This window comes from Microbacterium sp. NPDC056003, assembly GCF_042274785.1.
In the GTDB taxonomy this organism is placed as follows: domain Bacteria; phylum Actinomycetota; class Actinomycetes; order Actinomycetales; family Microbacteriaceae; genus Microbacterium.
Window position 1 is genome coordinate 638,913 of record NZ_JBHJXQ010000001.1, and the last position, 22,284, is coordinate 661,196.

18 protein-coding genes are annotated in these 22,284 nt (G+C 70.7%); 7 read left to right on the top strand and 11 right to left on the bottom strand.

Features of this window, described 5'->3' with window-relative positions:
- The first annotated feature begins 11 nt into the window (after positions 1 to 11).
- Entirely contained in the window at positions 12 to 620 is a 609-nt protein-coding gene (locus ACFC1W_RS02970; RefSeq protein WP_375988481.1) for a MerR family transcriptional regulator, read from the top strand.
- 117 nt (positions 621 to 737) lie between these two features.
- On the opposite strand, the gene ACFC1W_RS02975 is transcribed toward ACFC1W_RS02970, so the two are convergent.
- From ACFC1W_RS02975 to ACFC1W_RS02985, 3 genes are all read right to left on the bottom strand, one after another.
- Positions 738 to 3,197, bottom strand: coding sequence for an ATP-dependent helicase (locus ACFC1W_RS02975; RefSeq protein ID WP_375988483.1), 2,460 nt, complete (start codon positions 3,195 to 3,197; stop codon positions 738 to 740).
- Between the two features lie 152 nt (positions 3,198 to 3,349).
- The gene (locus ACFC1W_RS02980) at positions 3,350 to 4,024 is read right to left on the bottom strand and encodes a LuxR C-terminal-related transcriptional regulator (protein WP_375988486.1); all 675 of its coding nucleotides are present in this window, start codon (positions 4,022 to 4,024) and stop codon (positions 3,350 to 3,352) included.
- Complete coding sequence (locus tag ACFC1W_RS02985) at positions 4,017 to 5,216, bottom strand: PspC domain-containing protein (protein WP_375988488.1); 1,200 nt, start codon at positions 5,214 to 5,216, stop codon at positions 4,017 to 4,019. Before ACFC1W_RS02985 ends, ACFC1W_RS02980 begins: the two co-directional genes overlap by 8 nt.
- 114 nt (positions 5,217 to 5,330) lie before the next feature.
- On the opposite strand from ACFC1W_RS02985, the gene ACFC1W_RS02990 reads away from it, so the two are divergent.
- The 3 genes from ACFC1W_RS02990 to ACFC1W_RS03000 are packed head-to-tail and all read left to right on the top strand — an operon-like array spanning position 5,331 to position 7,767.
- The gene (locus ACFC1W_RS02990) at positions 5,331 to 6,914 is read left to right on the top strand and encodes a PspC domain-containing protein (RefSeq protein ID WP_375988491.1); all 1,584 of its coding nucleotides are present in this window, start codon (positions 5,331 to 5,333) and stop codon (positions 6,912 to 6,914) included.
- A gap of 12 nt (positions 6,915 to 6,926) precedes the next feature.
- Positions 6,927 to 7,316: a hypothetical protein gene (locus tag ACFC1W_RS02995; protein ID WP_375988494.1), complete on the top strand. Its 390-nt coding sequence runs from the start codon at positions 6,927 to 6,929 to the stop codon at positions 7,314 to 7,316.
- Between the two features lie 43 nt (positions 7,317 to 7,359).
- Entirely contained in the window at positions 7,360 to 7,767 is a 408-nt protein-coding gene (locus ACFC1W_RS03000; protein WP_375988497.1) for a YccF domain-containing protein, read from the top strand.
- Between the two features lie 79 nt (positions 7,768 to 7,846).
- On the opposite strand, the gene ACFC1W_RS03005 is transcribed toward ACFC1W_RS03000, so the two are convergent.
- From ACFC1W_RS03005 to ACFC1W_RS03025, 5 genes are read right to left on the bottom strand one after another with little or no spacing between them, the layout of a single operon-like run.
- On the bottom strand, positions 7,847 to 8,914 hold the full coding sequence (locus tag ACFC1W_RS03005; protein ID WP_375988500.1) for a peptidase C39 family protein: 1,068 nt from the start codon (positions 8,912 to 8,914) through the stop codon (positions 7,847 to 7,849).
- 1 nt (position 8,915) lies between these two features.
- A complete protein-coding gene (locus ACFC1W_RS03010) occupies positions 8,916 to 10,490 on the bottom strand; it encodes an ATP-binding cassette domain-containing protein (RefSeq protein WP_375988503.1) in 1,575 nt (524 codons plus the stop codon).
- Entirely contained in the window at positions 10,487 to 11,347 is an 861-nt protein-coding gene (locus ACFC1W_RS03015; protein WP_375988506.1) for an ABC transporter permease, read from the bottom strand. Before ACFC1W_RS03015 ends, ACFC1W_RS03010 begins: the two co-directional genes overlap by 4 nt.
- Positions 11,344 to 12,339, bottom strand: a complete 996-nt coding sequence (locus ACFC1W_RS03020; protein WP_375988509.1) for an ABC transporter permease — start codon at positions 12,337 to 12,339, stop codon at positions 11,344 to 11,346. The genes ACFC1W_RS03015 and ACFC1W_RS03020 overlap by 4 nt, the downstream gene beginning before the upstream one ends.
- A complete protein-coding gene (locus ACFC1W_RS03025) occupies positions 12,336 to 14,984 on the bottom strand; it encodes an ABC transporter substrate-binding protein (protein WP_375988512.1) in 2,649 nt (882 codons plus the stop codon). The genes ACFC1W_RS03020 and ACFC1W_RS03025 overlap by 4 nt, the downstream gene beginning before the upstream one ends.
- A gap of 89 nt (positions 14,985 to 15,073) precedes the next feature.
- Between ACFC1W_RS03025 and ACFC1W_RS03030 the strand changes: the two genes are divergently transcribed.
- A complete protein-coding gene (locus ACFC1W_RS03030; RefSeq protein ID WP_375988514.1) occupies positions 15,074 to 15,781 on the top strand; it encodes a DUF1684 domain-containing protein in 708 nt (235 codons plus the stop codon).
- On the opposite strand, the gene ACFC1W_RS03035 is transcribed toward ACFC1W_RS03030, so the two are convergent.
- Together ACFC1W_RS03035 and ACFC1W_RS03040 are read right to left on the bottom strand one after the other, a co-directional pair.
- Entirely contained in the window at positions 15,753 to 18,866 is a 3,114-nt protein-coding gene (locus ACFC1W_RS03035) for a hypothetical protein (RefSeq protein ID WP_375988517.1), read from the bottom strand. The two genes, ACFC1W_RS03030 and ACFC1W_RS03035, sit on opposite strands and share 29 nt — an antisense overlap.
- Before the next feature lie 93 nt (positions 18,867 to 18,959).
- A complete protein-coding gene (locus ACFC1W_RS03040) occupies positions 18,960 to 19,721 on the bottom strand; it encodes an EAL domain-containing protein (protein ID WP_375988520.1) in 762 nt (253 codons plus the stop codon).
- 177 nt (positions 19,722 to 19,898) lie between these two features.
- On the opposite strand from ACFC1W_RS03040, the gene ACFC1W_RS03045 reads away from it, so the two are divergent.
- Positions 19,899 to 20,243 carry a hypothetical protein gene (locus ACFC1W_RS03045; protein WP_375988522.1) on the top strand — a complete coding sequence of 115 codons (345 nt, stop codon included), beginning with the start codon at positions 19,899 to 19,901 and terminating at the stop codon, positions 20,241 to 20,243.
- A gap of 6 nt (positions 20,244 to 20,249) precedes the next feature.
- Here ACFC1W_RS03045 and ACFC1W_RS03050 read toward each other — a convergent pair whose 3' ends face one another.
- Positions 20,250 to 20,690: a MarR family transcriptional regulator gene (locus ACFC1W_RS03050; protein ID WP_375988525.1), complete on the bottom strand. Its 441-nt coding sequence runs from the start codon at positions 20,688 to 20,690 to the stop codon at positions 20,250 to 20,252.
- Between the two features lie 176 nt (positions 20,691 to 20,866).
- Here ACFC1W_RS03050 and ACFC1W_RS03055 point away from each other — a divergent pair, with 176 nt between their 5' ends.
- Positions 20,867 to 22,255, top strand: coding sequence for a diguanylate cyclase (locus tag ACFC1W_RS03055; RefSeq protein ID WP_375988527.1), 1,389 nt, complete (start codon positions 20,867 to 20,869; stop codon positions 22,253 to 22,255).
- Positions 22,256 to 22,284 lie beyond the last annotated feature (29 nt).

Consider the following 22,284-nt stretch of genomic DNA (forward strand, 5'->3'; position numbering starts at 1 on the left):
AAGGGGGCGACGTGAAGATCTCGGAACTGGCGGAGCGCGGCGGGGTGCCGGTGGCGACCGTGAAGTACTACATCCGTGAAGGGATGCTGCCCCGCGGCGTCGTGACGTCGGCCACGCGCGCCGAGTACGACGACGGCCACCTCGCCCGACTCAAGCTCATCGCCGCACTGGCCGACGTGCGCGGCCTCCCCCTCGCCCGGGTGCGCGACATCCTCGCCCTCGTCGATGAACCCGACCCCGACGCCCTGACCACCCTCGGGCGAGCCGTAGGTGCGCTGCCTCCCTACGTCGACACCGACCGCGTGGACTACCCGCGTGCGCGTGCGGCGATCGACGACCTCGGCTTCACATACGACGCCGACTTCACCGCGGTGGCCCAGCTGGAGGACGCCCTCGGCGCGCTCGAGGCTGCGGGACTCGCGTCCGACCCCGATACTCTGCGGAGATATGGCGACGCCATGCGCAGGGTCGCCGTCGAGGAGATCGCTCCAGTCGCGGCCATGAGCCTCGACGACGCCGTGCCCTACGCCGTGCTGGGCACCGCGCTGTATGAGCCGGTGATGCTCGCGCTGCGACGCCTCGCCCACCACCACCTGCTCGCGACCCGCACCGAGCCCTGAGCGCGCGGCGCGCGCGGGCGGGCGGGCGCGGGGCGCGCGCGGCGCCCAGCCCGCGGCGCGCAGCCTGCGGGCTGGCGCGCCCTCGGCCGCTCGAACCGGCGAGCGACGGTTCGAGCGCTACAGCTTCTCGATCGGCGCGATCTTGATCAGCAGCTTCTTGGGGCCGACCTTGTCGAACCGCACATGTGCGACGCGCTTCGCGCCGTCACCGGTGACAGCGTCGACGCGGCCCTCGCCGAAGTCGTCGTGACGGATGCGGTCGCCCGGGGCGAGCTGCATGTCGCCGTTGTCGCGCACCTTCGCCGGAATGCGGTTCGCGAAGCGCTCGAGGTTGCCGGAGGGCTCGCGCTTGGCGAGCGGAACGAGGTCGTCACCGTAGCGCTTGCCCGAGCCGCCGTATCCCGAGCCCGATCCGCGCCGCGCGTTGAGCGCGCGCGACTGCGTGCCTCCGCGCGAGTTCACGTCGCCCGGCGACTGGCGCCAGGTGAGCAGCTCGGCCGGGATCTCCTGCAGGAACCGGCTCGGCATCGCCACCGTCACCTCGCCGAACTGCGCGCGGGTCATCGCCAGCGACACGTACAGCCGCTTACGGGCGCGCGTGATGCCGACGTAGAACAGCCGTCGCTCCTCCTGGGGGCCGCCGGGCTCGCCCGCTGAGATCCGGTGCGGGATCAGGTCCTCCTCGACACCGGTGACGAACACCGCGTCGTACTCGAGGCCCTTCGCGGTGTGCAGCGTCATGAGCGACACCGAGCCCGAGGCATCCTCCAGGTCATCCGCATCGGAGACCAGCGCGACCTCCGCGAGGAAGTCGATCACCGTGCCCTCGGGGTTGTTGCGCGCGAACTCGCGCGCCACGGCGACGAGCTCGTCGAGGTTCTCGATGCGCGCCTCGTCCTGGGCGTCCTTGCTCGCCCGCAGCGCGTCGTAGTAGCCGCTCTTGTTCAGCAGCAGCTGCAGTCCCTCGGCGACCGCGGTCGGGGGTGCCAGCTCGCCGCTCGCAGGGAGCATGAGGGCGGATGCCTCGGCCAGCACGGCATCGAGGTGCGCGATCGCCGCCTGGATCTTGGGCCCCACGCTGAGCGCCGACGAGTTCGCGAGCGCGTCGCGGAAGGTGATCTGCTCCTCCTGCGCGTAGCGCGAGATCGCCTCGATGGTGACGTCGCCGATGCCGCGGCGCGGCCGGTTGATGATGCGGCGCATGGCCATCTCGTCGGCGGGGTTCGACACCGCGACGAGGTACGCCAGGGCGTCCTTGATCTCGGCGCGCTCGTAGAACTTCGTGCCGCCCATGATCTTGTAGGGCACGGCCGAGCGGATGAAGATCTCTTCCAGCGCACGCGACTGCGAGTTCGTGCGGTAGAAGACGGCCATCTGCGAGTAGTCGATGCCGGCCTTGCGCAGCACCTCGATCTCGTCGGCGACGAATTGCGCCTCGTCGTGCTGCGAGTAGCCGGTGAATCCGACGATCTGCTCGCCGGCGCCGACGTCGGTCCAGAGCTTCTTGTCTTTGCGATCGAAGTTGTTGCTGATGACCGCGTTCGCCGCCGACAGGATGTTCTGGGTCGAACGGTAGTTCTGCTCGAGCAGCACGACCTTCGCACCCGGGTAGTCGCGCTCGAACTCGCTGATGTTGCGGATGTCGGCGCCGCGGAAGGCGTAGATCGACTGGTCGGAGTCGCCGACCACGGTGAGCGAGGCGCCGGCCTTGTCGGGATCTTCGGCGGGGTCGGGCTCGAAGATCATCATGCCGCCGGAGGACGCGATGGGCCCGGCATCCGATCCGATCGGCCGCGTCAGTTCGTGGATCAGCGCGTACTGGGCGTGGTTGGTGTCTTGATACTCGTCGACCAGGATGTGCCGGAACCGGCGGCGGTACACGTCGGCGACGTGCGGGAAGGCGCGGAAGAGGAACACCGTCTGCGCGATGAGGTCGTCGAAGTCGAACGCGTTCGCCCGCTGCAGCTCGCGCTGGTAGGCGGCGAACAGCTCGACGAACACCCGCTCGGCCGGATCGCTCATATTGGCCGATCGAGCGTAGGACTCGGCATCCGCCAACTCGTTCTTGAGCTTGGAGATCTTGCTCTGCGTTGCCGCAGGAGTGAGTCCGAACGCGTCGGCCTCGTGCTCCTTGACGAGTCGCTTGATGAGCGCGCGCGAGTCGCCCGAGTCGTAGATCGTGAACGCCTTCGTGAAGCCGAACTGCTCGGCCTCGCGGCGGAGGATGCGCACGCAGGCGGAGTGGAACGTCGAGATCCACATGCCGCGCGCGGTCTCGCCGACCAGCTGCTCGACGCGCTCGCGCATCTCGCCAGCGGCCTTGTTGGTGAACGTGATCGCGAGGATCTGGCTCGGCCACGCCTCGCGTCCGCGCAGCAGCGACGCGATGCGGCGCGTCAGGACGCTCGTCTTGCCGGAGCCGGCGCCCGCGACGATGAGCAGCGCCTGGCCGCGGTAGGTGACGGCCTCGCGCTGCTGCGGGTTGAGCCCGGCGAGAAGGTCTTCGTCGGGGCGTGCGCCGGCCTGCTGAGGCCCGCGGTCTCCGCCGACGATGAGAGGAAAGGGGGCGTCGGTCATGGCCCGACAAGTCTAGGCGCGCACGGCGACACCCGCCCCGCTTCTCCCCCAGCCACGCACCCGAGGTCGAGTTGCCGGCCGTGGCGGGCTGCACCGCACTCGAACCGCCACGACCGGCAACTCGGCGCGCCTGCACGGCGGCAGCACCAGACTCAGAGCAGACGGCGCTCCGAGGCCCAAGCGGTCAGCTCGTACCGCGACGAGAGCTGCAGCTTGCGCAGCACGGCGGACACGTGGGTCTCGACGGTCTTGTTCGAGATGAACAGCTCCGCGGCCACCTCCTTGTAGGCGTAGCCGCGGGCGATGAGGCGCATGACCTCCTGCTCGCGTACCGACAGCCGGTCGAGCTCGTCGTTCGCCGTCGCGGTCTCGCCGGCGACCGCGCCGAACGCGTCGAGCACGAATCCCGCGAGCCGGGGCGAGAAGACGGCGTCACCCCCGGCGACCGCATGCACGGCGCGGCTCACCTCCTGCCCGGACGATCCCTTCGTGATGTAGCCGCGGGCGCCGGCGCGGATGACACGCACGACGTCTTCCGCGGCATCCGACACACTCAACGCGAGGAACCGCGTGCGCGGAGCCAGCGGCGATGACCGGCGCAGCACGGCTTCGCCGCCGCTGGCATCCGGGATGCCGGCATCCGCCGCGCCGGGCAGGTGCACGTCGAGCAGCACGACGTCGGGCTGCAGTTCGGCGATCACCGAGACGGCACCCGCGACATCGGCGGCCTCGCCGACGATCTGCACGGACGGATCGAGGTCGGCCCGCAGACCGGACCGGAAGATCGAGTGGTCGTCGACCAGCACGACGCGGAGCGTCTCACCCACGTCGGGCCTCCTCTCCCGCGAAGTGCAGATGGACCTCGGTGCCGATGCCGCCCGCACCGGGCTTCACCGTCGCCGTGCCACCGACCCGGCGCAGCCGCCCGATGATCGACTCGCGTACGCCGAGTCGGTCGCCGGGCACGTCGTCGAGCGAGAACCCGGGGCCGCGATCGCGGACGTAGACGTCGACCCCTGCCGCGGTGCCCTCGATGTAGACCGAGACATCGCCGCCGGCATGGCGCGCCGCGTTGAGCATGGCCTCGCGGGCGGCGGCGGCGATCTCGCCGCTCGCACGCTCGGTGGACAGGCCGGCCGAGACCACGTCGATGCGCACGGGGAAGTCGAGTTCGAGACCGCCCGCGTAGTCGCGGAGGTCGGTCGGCAGATCGCTGTCGGCGGGGCTGTCCCCGTCATACAGCCAGGAGCGCAGCTCGCGCTCCTGCGCCCGCGCGAGCCGTGCCGCCTCACTGGAGGGACCGGCGCGATTCTGGATGAGGGCCAGCGTCTGCAGCACCGAGTCGTGCAGGTGCGCGGCCATCTCGGCGCGCTGCTCCTCGCGAATCCGGCGGACGCGCTCGCCCGACAGCTCGCGCCACTTCGCGATCAGTGTCGAAGAGTAGACGGCGGCGATGCCGGCCATGATGGCGACGGCGAACAGGAAGGCGACGAGTCCGGCCTCCTGCAGGATGCTGACCTGCATGACGATCAGCGCCACCAGGACGCCTGTCACCGTGAGGCGCACCGACAGCTCGTGGCGCGGTCCGCGCGCCGGGTCGCCGCGGTCGACGAACGTCGCCCACATCCCCGAGGCGACCGCGCACACGGTCGTGAACCCGACCCAGACGAACCAGCCCGGCTGCGTGGTCAGTGGCAGCTGCCCCGCGATCGTGCTGCGGAGCTGCACAGTGGTGGCGATCAGTCCCACGCCTGCGGCCGCAGCGAGGAGCCACGCCACGGGCACGCGTCGCGTGGGCGCGGCATCCCCCTCCTGCCACGGCGTGAACACCCAGATCCACGCGTACAGCAGCGCGCCGGCGCCCCAGAGCAGCGTCAGCAGCACGAAGATCCCGCGCACCGCGGTGCTGCCCCAGCCGAGGTGCGCGGCGAGTGCCTCCGACGTGCCCGACACCGCGCACGCGCGAGGACGGCGCAGAGGCACGCGCTCGCGCACGGCGGGAACGGCGGACGAGGACATGCCGCAATCCAACCACCCCCAGGTTCGCGCGCCGCACGTCAGGGGCGAAGATCAGGGTCGGCTCAGGGGATCACCCCATGGCGAGCGCCGGTGAGGGAGCCGCAGGATCGAAGCATGACCGATTCGACTGCCGCACCGGATGCTGCGCCCCTCGCCGACCCCGGACCGCCTCCGCCCGCTCCCGGTGGCCGTGCTCCGTCGTGGGACCGCTTCTTCGCCTGGCTCACCGACCTCGGGCTCGCCCGCGGCGACGGCTGGATCGGCGGCGTGTGCGCGGGCCTCGCCGCCCGCGTCGGGATCGACCCGATCATCGTCCGTGGGATCTTCGTGGTCGCGGCGCTGTTCGGGCTGCCGATGTTCCTCGTCTACGCGCTCGCGTGGGCGCTTCTGCCCGACCTGTCGGGGAGGATCCACCTGCGGGATCTGGTCGACCGCCGCTTCGACCCGGCCATGGTGGGCATCGGCCTCATGCTGCTCATCGGCATCTTCCCCGTCGTGCCGTGGTTCTTCGCCGCCGCCCTGCCCTTCGGTCCGTTCTTCGACTGGTCACCGTGGGGTGCGTTCTGGACCCTCGTCACAGTCGCCGTGATCGGCGGCGTCATCTACCTCATTGCGCGGTCCTCCTCGCACCGCGCCCCCACGTCCGGCATGCCGCCCGGGATGGATCCGCGAAGGGCTTCCGCGGACCCGGGCGACGCCGGCGCACACGCGCAGGACGATTCGGGCGTCCGCGCGACGGCGGATCCGGCGAGCGCCGACGACTCAGCATCGTCGGCCGCCGGATCCGCCCTGATGCCCCCTCCCCTCGAACCGGCGGCGCCCTCCGGCGCCACGGATGCCGAGCTCGCCGCGTGGCGCGAGCAGCATGCAGCGTGGAAGCAGCACGACCAGGCGTGGCGTCGCCAGCAGCAGGATGCCGAGCGCGCCGCGCGCGAGCAGGCACGGGCCGAACGCACTGCGGCGATGGCCGCGTTCACCGCCGAGGCAGCGGAGCAGCGCCGTCTGCGCCGCGCCTCGAACCCCCGCACGAGCTTCGGCTCGGTCGTGTTCGTCATGGGGGCCGCGCTCGTCGTCGGCGCGGCGTCGTCGCTGTGGCGCGGCGCACTGGAGCCGGGCGAGCCGCTCGTCGCGGTCGCCGTCGGACTCTTCGCGGCGGCGCTGGTCGTCGCGCTCGCGATGGTCGTCGCCGGGGCGCTGCGCCGCCGCAGCGGTTTCCTCGCCTTCCTCGCCGTCGCGCTGCTGATCGCCGGCGCAAGCACGACGGCCGTGCCGGTGACGCGCGGCATCGTGTTCGGCGACACGAACGTCGGGTCGTGGGATCCGCGGGAGTTCACCCAGGTCTGGGGGCACCTCAACATCGACATCGGCGACGTCGGCGACACCGACGGCGGGACAAGAGCCGACACCATCCGGGTCGACAAGCGCAGCGGCTCCACCGATATCTGGGTCGGCGCCGGCGTCATCCTGACCCTGCAGGTCACAAGCCCCGACGGCGTGGAGTGGTCCACCGTCGACGATCGGACCGGCGAATACATGTCGGGCGGCGAATGGGAGGGAGCGGAGCTCGCCGACGGCCGTACGAGCGTCCGCCAGCGCATCGACACGGCGCGTCCCGACTCCGACGTGCCACCCACGCGGCAGACCGTCGTCCTGGACCAGCAGTCCGGCACGGTTTCCGTCTCCATCTCCCAGCCCTGAACGGACACCACCATGGACACCGAACCCACCGCGCCCCTCTCGCCCGCCCCCCTTGCTCCGCCGCCCCTTGCGCTCGCCCCGCCCCCCGTCGCAACAGCCGGACCGACGGACGCCGCGGCCGTCGCCGCATCGCCGGCCGCACTCGCCGAACCGCGGGTGCGCTGGGCGGGCATCGTCTGGGGCGCGGTCTTCGCCATGCTCGCCGGATTCGCGCTGTGGGTGCTGGCGGAGGCATCCCGTCTCGATGCCGTCCGGGAGTGGCTTCGCTCCCTGTCGCCGGCCGATCTCCAGCCGGGATGGGTGATCGGGGTCACCGTCCTGGCCGGCGGCGTGCTGCTGCTGATCCTGGGTGGCGTCGCGCTGCTGCGCAGCGCCCAGCTGCGCATGGCCGTAGAACGATGACCGCGCCGGGCTTTCGATCAGGGAGCGTTGGCAGGATGTACCCGTGCGCACCGTCCTGAACATCATCTGGCTCATCCTCGCCGGACTCTGGCTCTTCCTCGCCTACGTGCTCGCGGGCATCCTGCTGTGCATCCCGATCATCACGATCCCGTGGGCGATCGCATCGTTCCGCACCGCGAACTACGCGCTGTGGCCCTTCGGCCGCACGATCGTCGCGAAGCCGAGCGCCGGGGTCGGCTCATTCCTCGGCAACGTGATCTGGGTGATCTTCGCCGGCTGGTGGCTGGCACTCGCGCACATCGCATCGGGCATCGCGCTCTTCATCACGATCATCGGCATCCCGCTGGCGATCGCCGACTTCAAGATGGTGCCGATCTCGCTCATGCCGCTCGGCAAGGACATCGTCTCGACGCGCGAGGGCGCGTTCGACCGCACGCTCACCTCCCGCTGACTCCGCCGCCGGGCACCCGGTGGTGCCGTCTCAGGAGGGGACGGATGCCTCGCCCGAAGGCATCCGGTGGCCCCGACGTTCAGCCGACTCGGGTGAAGATGACGCCGCGGTAAGCGTCGTCGCTCCAGCGCACGAGGCGATCGAGATCGTCCGGATGGATGGGCAGTTCGTGACTGTCGACCCAGGTCTCGCCCGCGTCGACGCCCACCCACGGATCCTCGACGACCAGCGTGTCGCCGACGCGAGCGTGGGCGACGACCCAGTGCGGACCGGTCTCGCCGTGCATGGGCTCCTCGTCGATGAGCAGCAGCGCGTGCTCGCCCGCGTCGACGCGGCGAACGACTTCATCGATGTCGACGCGGTCGCGACGGACCGGGATGCCGCGTTCCCGCGCCTGGCGGAGGGAATCCTCCTGCAGCTCGGCCCGGAAGGACCGGTCGAAGCCCGTGAAGTTCTCGATCAGGACCGGCCCCTCGGAGTCGAGCGCGACCTCGACGGGAGCATCGCCGAGGTGGTCGTGCAGCGCGACCGCCAGGCCGATCGGCTCGCAGGCCGGGTAGTTGCTCGCCCGGCGCCAGAAGCCGAGCTCCACGTCGCGGTCAGCGACACCCGCACCGAAGCCGCCCGCCGCGCTGCCCTCGGCGGCGATGAGCGCGGCGACCGCCCCGCACGTGAACAGCGTGGTCTGGGCGTAGTAGCCCGGCTCGTCGTGCGCTGCCGGGACCAGCCAGCGCACGTATCCGCGGACGTTCTCGGTGCCCACCGCCGCCCACGGTCGACGCATCGGCAGGAAGCCGAGATGTGCGGCGTACGCGGGCAGCTCCCCACCCGCGTGGATCTCCCACTTGAGCGCCACATCGCCGTGCGCGAGCGCGTGCTCGGCGACCGCGTCCACGAGACCCGCGGCGGCGGACTCGTCGGCGCACCAGACGTCCGTGATCTTGATGGCCGCGGTCGCGGGGCGGCCGCGGGTGAGAACGGCGGCGAGCATCGCATCGTCGACGCCGCGGGCGACCCACGCGGCCGGGCGATACTCCTCGCGAGCGAGGCGCCAGGGCTCGAGTCGCTCGGCCGGCAGGCCCATCCCCTCGAGCTCATCGGCGACGGATGCCGGTGACGAGGAGTCGACGCGGAGGGAAGCGGGCATATCAGTCCTTCTTCGGGGATTCGAGGGCGGGATGGGTGTTCTCGCGTCGCGCGGCGGCGACGAGGAGGGCCGTGTACTCGTGACGGGGCTCGGTCAGCACCTGGGCGCACGGGCCGGTCTCGACGACACGGCCATTCCAGAGGACGGTCACGGTGTCTGCCAGCATCCGGACCACGGCCAGGTCGTGGGAGATGAACAGGATCGCGATGCCCAGTTCATCGCGCAGCCGCGTCAGCAGGGTGAGGATCTGCGACTGCACCGATACGTCGAGCGCCGACACGGACTCGTCGCAGATGAGCAGGCGCGGACGGGGCGCGAGCGCGCGGGCGATCGCGACGCGCTGACGCTGTCCGCCGGAGAGCTCCGCGGGACGCTTGCGGGCGAAGTCGGCGGGAAGCCCCACCGTCGTCAGGAGCTCGGCGACCTCGGTTGCGGGCCTCCCCGCGACGCCCAGCGCCTCACGGAGGATCGCGCCGATCGACATCATCGGGTTCAACGAGGAGTACGGATCCTGGAAGACGATCTGCATCTGCTCCGGGGCGCGGGAGCGCCGACCCGGCGCCAGCGGCACGCCGTCGAACACGATCGACCCGGCATCCTCGGATTCGAGGCCGGCGATGCACCGCGCGAACGTCGACTTGCCCGAACCGGACTCCCCCACCACCCCCGCGATCTGCCCCGGCGCGATGTCGAGGGCGACGCCGTCGAGCACCTGCCGTTCGCCGAAGTGCTTGTCCACGCCGCTCGCGCTCAGCAGCAGCCCGGCCTCGTCGACGGGCGTCGCGGCCGCGGGCGGCGGCGCGACGGTCATCGTGGGGTCCGCCTCGATGAGAGCACGAGTGTACGGATGCTGCGGCGCGGCGAGCACGTCCGCCGTCGCGCCGCGTTCGACCACTTCGCCGTGACGCATCACGAGCACGTCGTCGGTGCGCCCGCGCACCATGCCGAGATCATGGGAGATGAGGATGACGCACAGGCTCCGGGCCCGCTGGACGCTGCGCAGCAGGTCGAGGATCTCCGCCTGGTTCGAGGCATCCAGGGCGGTCGTCGGCTCGTCGGCGATGATCAGCTGCGGGTCTGCGGCGAGCGCGGCCGCGATCGCGACGCGCTGACGCATGCCCCCCGAGAGCTGGTGCGGGAAGGAGCGGGCGACGTGCGCCGGCAGCTTCACCTCGTCCAGGCGTTCGGCGACGAGGCGATCGCGCTCGGCCCGGGGCAGGCGGCGGCCGGCCGCGGCATCCAGGGTCCACCCGATCTGGTCGCCGCAGCGGTGCACCGGCGACAGACTGGTGAACGGGTCCTGGAGCAGGAGCGTCACCGTGCCGCCGCGCGCCGACCGCCACGCCGGCTGAGACGAATCGAGCGCGAGCTCTCGCTCGCCGATCCGCACGCTGCCCTCGGCACGGAAGCCGCGAGGCAGGAGGCCGATGAGCGCCTTCGCGGTGAGGGTCTTGCCCGAACCGGACTCGCCGATCAGCGCGAGCGTGTGTCCGGCCTCGATGACGGCATCGATCGGCTGCACCATCGGGCCGTCGTGGCCGATGACGGTGAGCCCCGTGATCTCGACACCGCTCACAGCGTCTTCCCCACCTGTGAGAGGCGCTGCCCTGCCCAGTCGCCGACGAGGTTGACCGCGGAGGCGACGAGGATGATGAGCACGGCCGGGACGACGACGGCCGCCGGGTTGTCGAACATGATCGCGCGGTTGTCGGTGAGCTGACGGCCCCAGTCCGGGATGCCGGGCGGCACACCCACGCCGAGGAACGACAGCGATGAGAAGGCGACGATCGCGAAGGCGACGTTGAGCATGACGTTGGTGAGCACCAGGGTCGAGACGTTGGGGAGGATGTGCCGGAACATGACCCGCCAGCGCGAGAGCGACAGCATCCGTGCCGCTTCGATGTACGGCCGGGCGGACTGCTCCAGCACGCCGGCGCGGACGATGCGGATGTCGGACGGGGAGAACAGCAGGATCAGCAGCCCCACCGTGACCCAGTACCCGCCGCCGAAGACGCCCGACACGACGATCGCGGCCAGCAGCACCGGGAGGGCGAGGAGCAGGTCGGTCCAGCGGCTGATGACGACATCGAGCCAGCCGCGCTCGTAGCCGGCGAGAGTGCCCAGGACGATCCCGAGGACCATCGAGCCGAGCGCAACGCAGAGGGGCCCGATGAGAGCGGATGCTGCGCCCGCGACGGTCATCGCCCACACGTCGCGGCCGAGTTCGTCCGTGCCCAGCAGGTGCCCGGGGGTTCCGGGGGGCAGCAGCCCGGAGAGGATGTCCTGCCGCATGGCGTCGGGGTAGAGGATGCCGCCGAACACGACGGCGAACGCCGTGACGGCGAGCACGACGAGCGCGAAGACCACGGTGACGGACGGGCGGCGACGACGACGGCGCGTGGGCGCGGCGAGCAGATCGATCGCGGCGGTCATGCGGGCAGCCCTCCTCGGCGGATGCGGGGATCGAGGAGCAGGTACGCGAGGTCGGCCAGCAGCGCGATCACCGCGATGACCACGGCGACCAGCAGCGTCAGCGACTGCACGACGGCGATGTCCTTGAAGAGGACGGAGTCCTGCAGCAGGGTCCCGAGCCCGGGAAGCGCGTACGTGGTCTCGGCGAGCACGGTGCCGCCGACGAGGAAGGTGAGCACGAGACTCGCTCCGGTCACGATCGGGATGGCCGCGTTGCGCAGCGCGATGCGCTGCACCTGCGGCTCCGGGATCCCGCGAGCCCGGGCGGAGGTCACGTAGTCCGACTCGAGCTCGCGGATCATCGCCGTGCGGGTGAGCTTCACCACGATCGCCCCGAGCCCGAGGGCCAGGGTCACCGCCGGGAGCACGAGATGCCAGAGGGTGTCGAGCCCGCCGGATCCCGCGCCGTAGACGGGGAAGATCCGCAGGTAGTACGCGAACGCGTACAGCAGCAGCAGGCCGACCGCGAAGGTCGGGGCGCTCAGCCCGAGCACCGCGAGGCTGTTGGCGGTGCGGTCGGCCCACCCGCCCGCGCGTACGGCGCTGTGCACGCCGAGCGGGACGGCGACGACGACGGCGATCACGAACGACAGTGCGCAGAGGGTCAGTGTGAGGCCCACACGCTGGCCGATGGCGTCCGCGACGGGGACCTGGAGGCGGATGGACTGACCCAGGTCGCCGACGAGGAAGGCGCCGAGCCACTTGAGGTACTGCAGCCACACCGGGTCGTCGAGGTTGTACTGCTCGCGGATCGCCGCCACCGCCTCCGGCGAGGTCGGGCGATTGCCGAGCAGGTTCTTGACGATGTCACCGGGAGCAAGGTGCATCAGGGAGAAGATGACGACCGACAGCACGAGCAGCACGGCGAGCACGCCGAGCACGCGCACCACCAGCAGCCGGCCCACGGACCGGTACCGCGATGCGCGCGCTCGGACGGGGAGGGGCTGGGTCACTGACCCGCCCGGTACAGCTGGGTCGGCCACGAAGAGATGAAGGCGAACGAGCTGTAGTCGTTCATGCCCAGGTTCTTCGCGAAGGCCGTGGCGGACTGGCCCCACCACAGCGGGACGTTGATCGCGTCCTCGGCCTGCAGCGTCTCGGCCTGCACGAGCAGGTCGATGCGCGCTGCGGGGTCGGAGGCCGCGCCCGCCTGTGCGATCAAGTCGACGATCGCGGGGTTGTCATACCCGGCGGGGTTGCCGGCGCCCAAGAGGTAGCTGGGCACCTCGGCCGGGTCGCCGAGCGTCGAGAAGTACCACATCAGGTTGACGCCGTGGTCGGACGAGGCGTCCAGGCTCGCGAGCCACTCCTCGATCGGCACCTCACGGACGTTCAGCGTGATCCCGACCTCTTCCAGGTTCTGCGCGAGGGCCTGCGCGGCCGTGCCCAGCTGCGGGCCGGTGTTCGGGGTCAGCAGCTCGGCCTCGAACCCGTCGGGGACCGACGACGCGGCGAGCGCGGCCTTCGCGGCATCCAGGTCGTAGTCCCACTGAGGGATGTCGGCGAGCACGTCGCGCGCTTCCTCGGCGTCATAGGCGGCACCGAGCGACTCGGGCGTCATGATGGCCGTCGCCGCCTCGCCGTGGCCACGCAGGAGCTTGTCGACGTACGCCTCCCGGTCGACCGCGTGGGCGAATGCCTCCCGCACCTTCGGGTCGTCGAACGGCGCGACGTTGGTGTTGAAGTAGAGGCCCACGTACGACAGATCGTTGACGTAGTCCACGCGCATCGTGTCGAGGTTCTCCCACTGCTGCGACTGCGCCAGCGGGACGTTGAAGGCCACATCGACGTCGCCCGACTGTGCCGCGAGAAGTCGCGTGGACTCGTCGGGCACGAAGTTGACCGTGATCTCCTTGACCTTCGGCAGTTCGCCCCACCACGTGTCGACACGCTCGAAGGTCACGTGCGAGTCGGGTGCGAACTCGGTCACCTGGTAGGGGCCCGATCCGAGGAGCAATGCGTCTGGCGTGCCGACCTTACCGTCGTGCTCCTCCCAGAACGCCTTCGAGGTGACGAAGGCGGCGCCGCCGGTGCTCATGTTCGACGCGAACGCCGCATCGGGCTCCGTCAGCGTGATCGTCACCTCGGCGTCGCCGGTCTTCTCGATCGTGTCGACGTTGGTGAGGTAGTACGCCAGGCCCGGCGAGCTGGTCTCATCGCGCGCCTGCTCGAGGCTGAACACCACGTCGTCGGCGGTGACCGGGGTGCCGTCCTGGAACGAGGCATCGTCGCGCAGTTCGTACACGTAGGTGAGCTCGTCGGTCTGCTCCCACGACTCGGCGAGGCCGGGCTGCACCCGACCCTGGGCGTCGATGGAGACGAGCCCCTCCTGCGCGATGGAGGCGATGTAGTAGTTGAGGATGCCGGCCTCCTGGCCGACGTAGAGGCTCGACAGGGAGCCGGGCAGCGCGACCGTGATGTGCTCGATCTCGGCGCCGGAGTCGGGGGCGGTGGTGTTCTCAGGCGTGGCACTTGCGCACGCGGTCAGCAGCAGCGCGCTCGCTGCGGCGACTGTGGCGGCCTGCGCCAGGCGGGCGGTGGACGGGAACGGCATGGCGGGGTTCTCCTCGGGTAGGGGTGCGGCGGTGCGGAATCTGGCGCGATGGCTCTCGCTGCGCCGACGGGCGTCGAGAGTGGCCTCGACCTCCGCCGTGGTGGGTCGGTGGGATGCGAGCGTGCGGATGGCTGCGGCGACAGCGGGGATCTCCGCGGCCTCGAGCAGGGTCGTCGCCGATGTCCGGCGGGTGAACGACGGGGAGAGGCCGAAGGCGCGAAGCCCGTTCGGCAAGGTGATGCCGGCGAGGTCGGACTCGGCGACGAACGCCGTGCCGACACCGTGGGCGGCCAGCGCGATCGCGGCGTCTGGGCGGCCGGTGACGATGTCATCGGCGCGCTCGATGCGGCCGATCGCCTCCGCGACGACGTCACTGCACGTGCCGCGCCCGCGAATCCAGGGCAGGCCGCTCAGCGCGCGGGGGTCGAGACGGCCGGCGGGCGCATCCACGTCGGCGACGGTGAGGGCGACGACTTCCTCGGCGAAGAGGAACGTCGAGCGCGCGCCGGCACGACGCGGCGCCGGGCGACGACGGCTGCCGGCGGCGGCTACATCGATCGTGACGGCGACGTCGGCCCGACCGCCGCGCACCAGCTCGAGAGCCGCGGTCGTGTCGTCGGTCTCGTGGACCGACACCTCGATCCCCGGGATCTCGGCCGCCAGGCGTGCGAAGGCCGGTGCGATGACGTGTGCCACGCATTCGACGGGCGCGGCGATGCGGACGACTCCCGCCCTCCTGCCGAGGACGCGCGCGAGCTCGGTCGCCGCGGCTGTGAGGCTGGCGTCGATGCGCGGCGCGTGCTGCGCCAGCAGCGCGCCGACGGGAGTGAGGGTCGCAGCTCGGGCGGTGCGGGCGACGAGGGTGGCGCCGAGCCGCGCTTCGAGCCGCTGCACGTGCTGGGTGATCGTCGGCTGAGTGAAGCCGAGCGCACGGGCGGCGGCGCTGATGGACCCCTCCTGGTCGATCGCGACCAGGATCCGCAGCGAGTGGACATCTAGGGCACGCGTCAGTGCATCGATCTCCGGTGCATCAATGCTGTCCATAGGAGGATGCTATTCACACTCAGATTTCGATGGTGTAACAATATGTATCGGTTCGATACTCGCCGCCATCGACCACGAGGATGGGACGCATGAACGCCGCGCACGATCGCTGGACCGCGACGAGGGATGCCGCCGTCTGGGCACCGCATGGCATCGCCGCGCTCGCTGCCACCCACTGGCTCGACGACGTCGAGCGCGAGTACGACGGTCTCCCCGGCTGGTGGCGGGCTGATGGCAACGCCGCCGTCGGCCGCCAGACGCCCGGCGAGGTCCGCCTGCAACGGGGCGAGGCGACGCATCTCGGCGACCTCATGGTGCGTGCCGTGGACCGTGACGGTGCGATCGCGCTGCGGGCGTGGGATCCGGCTGCCGCATCCCGCCACGGCATCTCTGCCATCGAGCGCGCTGCCTACGATCCCGCATTCCACGTGCGCGGCGAGTTCGCAGCGATGCCACGCGCGGCCGAGCGACGTACCGTCGACGGTCGGCGAGACGACATCGTGTACGCGGGCGCGGTGGTCTTCGAGCTCGACGGAGCGCAGCTCGAGCTGACGGTCGAGCAGGAGGACGACGGGTCGCTCTTCGCCGCTTTCTCCGATGCGACCAGCGGCACCGAGAGCTACCGGTTCCGCTTCCTCCGCCTCGCGGCGCCCGACGCCGCAGGGCGCGTCGAGGTCGATCTCAACCGCGCGTACTTGCCGCCCTGCGCGTTCTCGGACCACTACACCTGCGCGTTCCCGCCCCCGGGCAACCGGTGGGCGGTGCCTATCACCAGCGGCGAGCTCCTCGTCCGCTGACTCCACCGCCGGGCACCCGGTCGTGCCGTCTCAGGAGCGGACGGATGCCTCGCCCGCCCGCCGCTTCCACGGCATGGCGAGCAGCAACCCGACCACGAAGAACGCACCGCCGATCGCCGCCGCGATCCAGGGTGTTTCGGGCGGGATCTCCAGATACGTCGTGATGCCGAGGATGCGCGCCAGACCCCAGGGCAGCAGGCCCATCTCGTCGTTCCACAGGGTGAGCGCGCGCTCCAGGCCGATCGCCCCGACGACGAGTGCGGGAACGGCGAGGCCGGCGCCGACGCCCGCGAGCACGTAGCCGATCGCCCGGCGCGCGCACCTGCGCCGCCAGCGCCCAGCCGGCGGCGACGAACACCCAGACGAACAGCGCGAAGGCGACCGCGATGTAGGCGGTGCGGAAGACGGGCTCGGTCCAGAACGCGAACCAGTACCCGCCCGGCCCCGTGAACGACAGCGCGACGAGCGTCACGATGCACCGCAGCATGACAACGCCGCCGACAGCGGCGATGACCGGCCACGGCGAGCGCCGGCCGACGAGGACCCGCACGACGAGCGCGAACACCGCCCACGCCGCGAAGACGACGGCGAGATGCGTCCACGACAGGAACGACGTCTGAACCGCGCGCGTCCCCACGAGCAGGGCGGCCGGGATGACCAGCAGCAGCCAGCGGTCGAGCTCGAGCATGCCGAGCGTCGACTCCCGCGCGCGCCACGGCCGCGTGGAGGCGATCCATGATGCGCGGGCTGCGGCGGCACCCGGCCGGCGCACCAGGCTCGTCCGGGCCGCGAGCATCCCGATCACGACCCATGCGATCGCGAGCACGAGCAGGATGCGGGCGAGCCACGACATCAGCAGGTCGCGCTCGGCGCGCTCCACGCCGAGCTGTGCGGCGGTGAGGTTGTACGCCGGGTAGTCGATGTCGCCCTCGTACGTCTCCAGGTGCGCCGCGGCGAGCGCCTCGAACTCGGCCCGGTCCGCGTCCCACGCGGCGTAGGCGTCGGGCGACAGCGTGTCGTGCCACTCCCCCTGGTGCAGGATCATCGCGCGGTACGCCGCCAGCAGCCGGAGCACGTCGGCCTCGTAGTCGAGCGTCCTGGTGAAGGCGTCGCGCAGTGCGGGGTCGCGCCAGGTCGCGGCATCCGTCCCCGCCACCGTCTCGCGCATGCGCTCGACCGTCGCGACGGCCTGCTCGCCCCCCGCGATCGCCTGATCGATGTCGCCCCCGGTCGCGTCGCGCGCGATCGCGTAGAGGACGTCGAGCACTGCGGAGTCGCCGGTGAGGATGTCCCACTCGAAGATCCACATCATGGGCGGCGGCTCGAGACCGATCGCGAACACTCGCTGATCGGCGAACTGCTCGATGTAGAGGCCCTGCTCGATCGCCTCGCGCGACAGGTCCATCGCCTCGACGATCGCGGCGACGGTCTCGGGGTCGTCCGAGAACCACTGTCGCGCCCAGCCGGCCGTCACGTCGGCGACGTCGGTCTCGGGGTCGCGCGCGAGCGCCGCGGCCACCACGGTGTCGAGCTCGTACAGCTGCCAGAATCCGGCCTTGAGGTAGAGCGTCATGGGGCCCGCGCGCCACGGGCCGCCGTCCTGCGTCCAGACCCAGACGCCTTCGATGTGGTCGTTCGCGGCGAGCAGGGACTGCAGTGCGTACTGGTATTCGCGGCCGAGGTCGTTGGGGAACGCGCCGAAGTTCTCGAACTCGCGCCTCGACTGGAACTCGACGATCCGCCGCTGCGCACCCTGCTCGAGCGTGTCGTTGAGCGGCAGCCAGCTGTAGAAGTCGCCGAGCGTGTACTTCGTCGACACGATGAGCGCCGGCGAGTCGATGCCGCCGAGCACCGCCTCGTACGAGGCGGGGTCGGTGTGCATGTCGCCGACCGCGCCGACCCCGACACTCCACGTGCGGAAGATCACTTCCCGATCGGATGCCTCGGCCTGCGCACTGAGGGTGTCGAGCATCGTCCGCACCGCCTCGGGCGTGCGGACTGCGAGCTGGGAGTAGTAGTCCCAGCCGTCGACGTCGTACACCTCGCCCGCCTCGCCGATGCGGATGAGGATGCCGTCGAGCGCCGGCTCGGCGGCGTAGAGCTCGTCGAGGCCGGCGGCGTAGACGTCCCACAGCGCCGGGTTCTCGGTGTCGAGCGACCCGAAGGTGTCGACGAGGTAGTCCTCGAGCGGCGTCGTGAGGGTGAGCATGTCGGTGCGGAGGAAGACGTCCATGCCGAGCTCGTCGGCGTGCTGCCAGAAGGGGCCGAATGCGTCGCGCAGCGCGAGCGCCTGTGCGCGGTGCTCGTCACCCGGCGTGTAGACGACGCCGTCGGCAACCTCGTCGAACGCGACGAACTCGATGAAGCCGGGGAAGGCCACGGCGTTGAAGCCGTTGGCGAGCGAGTGCCGCACGAACACGTCGAAGTCGGAGAACGCCTCGTCGAGGGCGTCCTCGTCGATGTAGGGCGGCTCAGGCAGCAGCACCTGGTCGAAGGCCTTCGACGCGTGCGAGTAGTCGGTGCCGGGCTCCCAGGCGGCCGGGTCGGGTTCGACGCCCACCGCTCCCATGTCGACCATGCGGAACGGCAGACGTGATGGCGCGTGCTCGCCGATGAGGTCGGTGAGCGCTTCCGCGGTACGCACCTGAGCAGCGAGTTCATACAGCGCGCGCGCAGCCCCGGCCTCGGCATCGGCATCTATCCGCAGGGCGGAGGCGTCCCCGCTCAGACGATATCCGTCCGGCTCCGCGATGTCTCCGTCGCCTGAGTCGGTCTCCTCCTGCATCACCGCAACCGTCACCGTCACGGACCCCTCGCGCGCAGATGCAGTGTCGATCGCGCTACGGAGCTCGCGCACCGCCGCTTCGACCCGGGGCGATTCCGGCGCACTGACGGCGCCGAGCGACGGCGGCGCGACCGGATCGGGGACGGCGACGGGTGTCGGAGCGGCGGGCGCCATCTGCTCGGCCGGTTCGGTTCGGATGCCGAGTGCGTCGCCCACGGCGGCGCCGAGTCCGGTTCCGAGGGCGAGCAGCACGAGAGCGGTGATGACAGCGAGGATGCCTCGCCGTCGCGCCGTCGTCATTGGACTAAGTTACATCGCCCGGACCAGTGCTTTTGACCCGTCGAGGGCAGCCGTGGGCAGCGTCCTCGGAGTGCGGTCGCCCCCGACTCCGGGTCAGTTCGGCGCACCGCTGCCCGGGAACGCGATCTCGGAGTCGGGCGGCCGGATGAGGAAGCCCTGCGCGCGATCGCAACCCAGCTCGACCGCGAGATCGAGGTGGGTCAGCGTCTCGACGCCCTCGGCCACCACACGGAGCCCGGCTTCGTGCGCGACCATGACCGCTTCGCGCAGGGCGGCCAGTGCCGGCCCCTCTGCCGACCGCACGAGACGACCGGGGATCTTGACCTCGGTGAGCGGGAGGCGGGGAAGCAGCTCGGACGGGAGCGAACCCTCGCCGTAGCCGGGAAGGGAGACCTCCACTCCGATCTCGTCGAGCGAGCGCAGCTGTCCGAGCACAACGGCGTCCTCGACCGCTCCGTCGGCGGTGAGCTCGACGATGAGCGACCCGGTCGGGACCCCGCGGCGCCGGCACTCCTCGGCGACATGCGTGGCGAATGAGTCGTCGGCGAGCTGCAGCGGCGAGACATTCACGGCGACGGCCCACGGACGACCGGCTTCGTGCCACTCGGCCTGCGCACGGAGTCCCTCAGCGAGCATCCTCCGGCCGAGCGCGTGGATCACCCCGCTGCGTTCGGCGACCGCGATCATCGTTTCGGGATCGACGTCGCCGCGACGGGGGTGCTCCCACCTGCACAGCGCCTCCGCTGCCACGATCGACCCCGTCTCGAGCGAGACCTGAGGCTGGTAGACGGCGAAGATCTCGGGACCGGCGACCGCGGCCGCCAGGTCGGTGGCGAGGTCTTCGGACGTGAGCACTCCCCTAGACCACCTGTTCTGCGCCGCGATTGCAACCGCGCACGCTCCGGACGGGCATCAGGTAGATTCCGCACTCGGGTCATCGGTGCGCATTCCGGATCGGGAGTGCGGTCCTCGGCGCGCGGATACCGCGTTCTCTATACTCTTCACGTCGCAGCTGTGGCGGGGAGGATCGCGATGGCGTTTCGAAATCTGGAGACGTTGGAGGCTTGGCTCGCCGAGTACCGCGCTCTCGGCGGACCTATGGCGGATGCCGCGCGCGTGACTGTGCAGGACGGAGACGGCGGGGCGAACACCGGGCTGGTGATCGTGCGGCTCGGTCATGCTCCGACCGGCGTCTTCATCCAGCCGGCGACGCAGGATGCGTCCGGGTGGGTCGCGACGATGGAACCCCGCGAAGAGATCCTGGTACTCGATCCGGCGGGGCTGCGCGAACTGTCTGCCGAGCTCGCCGCGGTCGCGGACCTGTGCGCCTTCCTCGAGGAGAAGTCGCGCGCGTACCAGGGCACCGACATCGCCTGAGCGACGTCAGTGCCGCGTGCCCACCGTGGCCTCGGTCAGGGACTTCAGCAGCTCGGCCGAACGGCCGACGAGGATCTGATCGGCGGCCCCGACGGCCACCTCGAAGTCGTCGTCGAATCGGTTGAGGACCGACCAGGGATCTGCCGCGATGTCGATCGTGACCGTGATGCGGTTCACGCGGCGGTCGTCGGGGTCGACATCCCGCCGCACCACGCCCCGCTCGACCAGCCGATCGATCAAGGTCGTCACTCCGGCTGCGGTGATCCCGAGGTACTCGCGGAGCGCGGTCGGCCGCGTGCCGGGGTGGGCGACGATGTACAGCAGCGCCCGGGCATCGGTGTCGCTGATGCCGAGGCTGACACGGGCGGCCATCATCGCGGCATTGCGCGCATCCAGATACTGGCGCAGCGCAAGCCCCAGGGTCCACTCCGGTGTCCCGTTCGCCATGCGGCCATTCTCCCTCACACGCTGGGGGAGCAAGTACTCCACCATCGAATAATTAGCCATCTTAGCTAACTTGACGTAATATCGGAAGGGCGGGAGACCTTCTCCTGCGCCACGCGACGTCTTAACTGCCGTCTCGTCACGACGCGCTGCGTGCGGTGCAGAAGCCGGAGGCTCTCGTGAACAGCGGCACGCTCGGTCTCGCGACCTGCGGTCAGATCGCCGTCGATCAGAACTCGATGATCGTGGACGCGGACTCCCAGACTCTGGAGTGGCTCAACTGCGACCGCGATGAGGTAGTCGGGCGTCCCCTCGGAGCGGTCCTCACGCTGCGGATGCCGTTCTCCGGTTCCGGCGGACAGCGTCCCACCGATGCCACGCTGCACGGTGTGTCCGGGGTCGTGCGCCCGGTCGTCGTCGGGTCGCTCGGCAGGAGCGTGTCAGGCGTGGAACGGATCGCGGTCTACGACGTGTCGACACGCTCGGCGTTCAATCTCGGATTCCGGGGCGCGGAGGCGAAGACCGAGCGCGGGCGGCATCGACTGCAGATCCTGCTCAACGCCGCGGTCGGGTTCGGCAACGTGAGGTCCGAGCTCGATGCCGCCGAGCTGCTGGTGGACGTGGCGCAGCGAGCGTTCGCCGCGAGCGCCGTCAGTGTGCACATCAGCGGACCCGACGGAGTGTTCCAGGCGGCGGGGACGAATCCCCTCGCCGCCCACTGGCCGGAGGGGCTTCGTCCGACCGGCACCATCACGATGCTCGGTGGCGAGGTGCTGATCGTGCGCTCCCCCGACGAGGCGGAGTCATACGCGAACGGCATGAGCGAGGTCTTCCGTGCCGGCGGAGTGCACGCGGCGATCGCGTCACCGATGCATTCCCACGGTGACGCGGTCGGCTCGATGGTCTGCTTCTTCGACCATCCACGTGAGTTCGACGAAGAGGCCGTCCCTCTCGCCGACGCGCTCTCGAATCAAGCGGCCCAGGCGATCGCCCGGATCCGCCTGGAAGACACGCTGCGACGCGCGGCGATGCACGACGAGGTCACCGGACTTCCGAATCGGCGTCTGATCGAGGAGGACGTCGTGCGCACGCTCTTCCACGCGGAGTCGGCGCTGACCGTCATCTTCATCGACCTCGACGGCTTCAAGCCGGTGAACGATCTCCTCGGTCACGCGGCCGGAGACGCCCTCCTCCGCGAGACCGGGCAACGGCTGCGCGACGTCATGCGACAGTCGGACGTGGTCGGACGATTCGGCGGGGACGAGTTCATCGCCGTCGCTGCGGTGGAGAGCGCCGGCGATGCCGTCGCGCTCGCAGAGCGCATCCGCGCCGCGATCGCCGAGCCTTACGACGAACTGCCGCCCGAGCTCACCATCACCGCGAGCATCGGCGTGGTCACCGTCGGCAACGACGGGGCCGCCGTCATGGACCAGCTCATCCGCGCAGCCGATCACGCGATGTACGAGGCGAAGATGGCCGGCGGCGATCGTGTCGCCGTCGCGCAGACGGATCTCACATCGGTCCCGGCCGGCTCAGCGCTTCCGGCTGGCTCAGTACTCCCCGTCTGAGCCGGCGCCGCGGCATCCACGGGAGAGTT